We start from the raw sequence: 2,760 nt of genomic DNA on the forward strand, positions 1-2,760 counted from the left end.
TGGCGGCAGGGTTAGCCATAGGATTGATTCAGCCTCTCTCCATTTTTCTCGTCATAGAGCGGCTGGAATTAGCGAAAGAAAGCTTACAATGGTTGTTAATGGCGAACGGTATCGGAATGATTGTAGGTGGAGCGGTTTCGGTTATGTTTTCTAAGTCGATTCCACCGCAAAGATTATTGGTTATTGGAATGTTAGCCAGCGCGATCGGACTAAGCGTAATAGGTATTTCAACTAATCTCTTCGTAACACTTGTAGCTGAATTTACTAACGGATTATTCTTCCCTTTTATTCAAGTAGGGATTAATACATTGATTTTACAAAATACAAAGGCTGAATTTATTGGAAGAGTGAACGGAACGTTAAGTCCGCTTTTCACTGGGTCAATGGTTTTAACAATGAGCATCGCTGGGGTAATGAAGGAAATGTTTTCAATTATTATGATGTTCGAATTGGCAGCAGTTCTTTTTGTCATCGGCCTTCTCGTTATTTTACCAATCTATAACATGAAAGCGCAGAATGTCGAAGGAATGCTATCTAAAGAGTAAACAAGCCAAGGAACGGGATATTCTTTTTCTTACCCTTTTGAATAAAAGAAAAGGTGAAAAGAGAAAGGAATCATTTTATGTTAGTTTTGCAACACCATCACTATTTATTTATCTTTGAGTCACATTAATTAGACTTGTACTATGGTTCTGACCTAACGGAGCAGGATAGTGGAGTGCTTGGTAATCAAGAATAGTAAGAGCTAGAAGGAATGACTTTATTAGCGATAAAACCAATAAAGTTAAAACATTTATATATTTTATTTATTTTTTATTTAATAATATTAAATAATGGTTTAATATTATTAAAAAAGGAGGGATCTAATGGAGAGAAAAGATGTTCCATCCTGGGTATTATCATTGGATAAAGAATCATTGGAGTTTATTAGAAAGTTTATCTTAAACTCTGGATCATTGAAAAGTATGGCCAATGATTATGGTGTATCCTACCCAACTGTACGAACGATGTTAGATAAGTTAATTGAGAAGATTGAGTTGAATAGTAAGGAAGATAATGTAGAATTCGTGAACATGATTAAAAATTTAGTGATTGATGAGCGACTGAGTTTAGAAACAGCAAAAATAATTATTGAGAAGTATAAAGCAGAAAAGGGTGAATAGAAAATGGAACATGTTATTCAATATACTATCGCAGTAGGGATTTTAGTTGTACAATATTTTATTTCTAAACGTGGACCTGTATTTGTAGGTGCAGTTTTACCAATCATTTATATAGGATTATTCATTTATGGATACGTTACTAACTTTTTCATTGAAAGGTCATCAGGAAATGTTCTTGCTGCAGCCATTGGGGGGACTGTTTTACTTTTATCAGCTTGGATAAAAGGTCGGCAATCTTTAGCAAAAGAAAGACAGAGAGAATTCAATAAAATTAAAGCAATGGATTTATAAGTAACCCCCCTAACAATAACGTGGCAGTCTAGAACATTGTATTCATGTTCAAGGCTGCCACTGTGTTGTTATTAGGGGATAGCCTCATACTTATGTCGCTATCAAATAATCGTAACTGGCTCTTTGGTCTAAAGCTTTATTGTTTAAAACCTTTATTTACATCAATCGTTTCTCGTGTACTCTTTCAATATATCTTCGATCAAGTAATATTTCTTTTCTGATGTGTTTACTATCACTTGTGATACGGTTCACCGCGGTTAATCCGAAAACCGCGGTACACCTGCTCCAGCAAAATCAGCCGCATCAACTGGTGCGGAAAGGTCATCTTCGAAAACGACAAATACTCGTTCGCCCGGTTCATCACCGTATCCGACAGGCCGAGCGAGCCGCCGATAACGAATGCAACCGAGCTCTTGCCATATGTCGCCCAGCTATCCAGCTTCTTCGCCAGCTGCTCCGACGACCACTGCTCCCCCTCGATCGCCAGCGCTACCACATGCTGATCCGGCTTCAGCGCGGCCAGAATCCGCCCGCCTTCCTTCTCCTTCACCCGCAGCATATCCGCCTCACTCAAATTCTCCGGCGCCTTCTCATCCGCTACTTCCACAATCTCCACCTTTGCATACGCGGACAATCGCTTGCGGTACTCATCGATTCCCTGCTTTAGATACTTCTCTTTGAGCTTACCCACCGCCACAATCATAATGTGCATAACTTTTCCCCCTCCTCTTTTTTCAAACTTTTTGAAAAGTTATCCCCTGTTAAAACAAAGTTATCCACATTCTGTTGATAAAATTATTGTGAATATAAAACACACATAGATATCAAAAAAAGCCAGGAATTTCAAGGTTTTTCACACAGCCCGCTCTTTTGTTCACATGTGAATAACGGAATTTACACAAAATTGCTCACAAGTTATTCACAATCATTGAATAACTTGTCCTGCTCATTTCTGCCCGCAAAATCATTTTACACAAGGATATACACAGGCTTCTCTCCGCTATATCGGCATGTCTCCGGCGCTTTCCATTTTTCCAGCTCCTGTGCGACTTCCGTCAGCAAATACACATCCGGCGCTTCTCCGTACTCGTCCACAAACTCATCGAGCGCAAGCTCCAACTGGTCGGGCGCACATACGATAAACCGGTCGCCGCCATGCTCCAGGTACTCTTTTTTTACCGGGTCCATCATCGTTTTTCCCTCCGTATGCATATTTATCGCTATCCTATCATATCTTATTTTTTTACCAAACATACAAAAATCACCATGGCTTTTTTATCAGTTAACTTTTGTGGTACGAAGGAAA

General features: G+C 39.2%; 5 protein-coding genes. 3 read left to right on the forward strand and 2 right to left on the reverse strand.

Annotated features, from left to right (window positions below; genetic code table 11):
- From B2899_RS11125 to B2899_RS11135, 3 genes are all read left to right on the forward strand, one after another.
- Positions 1–545: MFS transporter (locus B2899_RS11125; protein WP_349679048.1), on the forward strand; the 545-nt coding region annotated here is incomplete at its 5' end.
- 321 nt (positions 546–866) lie between these two features.
- Entirely contained in the window at positions 867–1,163 is a 297-nt protein-coding gene (locus B2899_RS11130; RefSeq protein WP_286885806.1) for a DUF2089 family protein, read from the forward strand.
- Positions 1,164–1,166: 3 nt separating this feature from the next.
- Positions 1,167–1,454 (forward strand): hypothetical protein, encoded by a 288-nt coding sequence (locus B2899_RS11135; protein WP_286885808.1) that lies wholly within the window; start codon positions 1,167–1,169, stop codon positions 1,452–1,454.
- A 232-nt stretch (positions 1,455–1,686) separates the two neighbouring features.
- Here the strand turns inward: B2899_RS11135 and rlmH are convergent, their stop codons facing one another.
- Both rlmH and B2899_RS11145 read right to left on the reverse strand, forming a co-directional pair.
- Positions 1,687–2,166 (reverse strand): 23S rRNA (pseudouridine(1915)-N(3))-methyltransferase RlmH, encoded by a 480-nt coding sequence (rlmH, locus tag B2899_RS11140; protein WP_146809929.1) that lies wholly within the window; start codon positions 2,164–2,166, stop codon positions 1,687–1,689.
- A gap of 257 nt (positions 2,167–2,423) precedes the next feature.
- Entirely contained in the window at positions 2,424–2,645 is a 222-nt protein-coding gene (locus B2899_RS11145; RefSeq protein WP_286885810.1) for a CxxH/CxxC protein, read from the reverse strand.
- Positions 2,646–2,760: the final 115 nt, after the last annotated feature.

The organism is Aneurinibacillus sp. UBA3580, from assembly GCF_002375825.1.
Lineage (GTDB): Bacteria > Bacillota > Bacilli > Aneurinibacillales > Aneurinibacillaceae > Aneurinibacillus > Aneurinibacillus danicus.

Excerpts from the sequence above, each read along its gene's own strand:
- B2899_RS11130 (WP_286885806.1), top strand. The coding sequence starts at position 867 with ATGGAGAGAAAAGATGTTCCATCCTGGGTATTATCATTGGATAAAGAA.
- B2899_RS11135 (WP_286885808.1), top strand. The coding sequence starts at position 1,167 with ATGGAACATGTTATTCAATATACTATCGCAGTAGGGATTTTAGTTGTA.
- rlmH (WP_146809929.1), bottom strand. The coding sequence starts at position 2,166 with ATGCACATTATGATTGTGGCGGTGGGTAAGCTCAAAGAGAAGTATCTA.
- B2899_RS11145 (WP_286885810.1), bottom strand. The coding sequence starts at position 2,645 with ATGATGGACCCGGTAAAAAAAGAGTACCTGGAGCATGGCGGCGACCGG.